Source organism: Pseudomonas syringae pv. cilantro (genome assembly GCF_001293775.1).
Lineage (GTDB): Bacteria > Pseudomonadota > Gammaproteobacteria > Pseudomonadales > Pseudomonadaceae > Aquipseudomonas > Aquipseudomonas syringae_P.
In genome coordinates this window covers 1-277 of sequence record NZ_LGLN01000083.1, presented here as the reverse complement: position 1 = coordinate 277, position 277 = coordinate 1, and the positions used below count along the sequence as shown (strand labels likewise).

The 277-nt window shown below is 62.1% G+C and carries 1 protein-coding gene; it reads left to right on the top strand.

The genetic code is table 11. The features are described 5' to 3' along the window. Positions 1–277: DUF3438 family protein (locus ABJ99_RS23895; protein ID WP_154864497.1), on the top strand; the 277-nt coding region annotated here is incomplete at both ends.

Sequence of the window (277 nt, the reverse complement as noted above, 5' to 3'; positions counted from 1 at the left end):
GATGCTCTATGCACCGTTGCGCACCGTCGAGCCGGTGGACGGCATTGCCCAGGCGAAGATTGATCGCCGCCTGGATCTGACCACGCTGCTTCCCACCTTACCGGTCACCGCCTCCCCTCTGGGCGCATGGCGTCTGGACGATTTTTGGGTGACCGCCGTGAAGCTACAAAATCAGACGGCGCAGCGCGTCATGCTCGACCCTCGTGAACTGATGGGTGAGTTCGCGACCGCCGCATTTCAGCACCCGTATCTCGGACCTCGTGGTGATGCCAGTGAC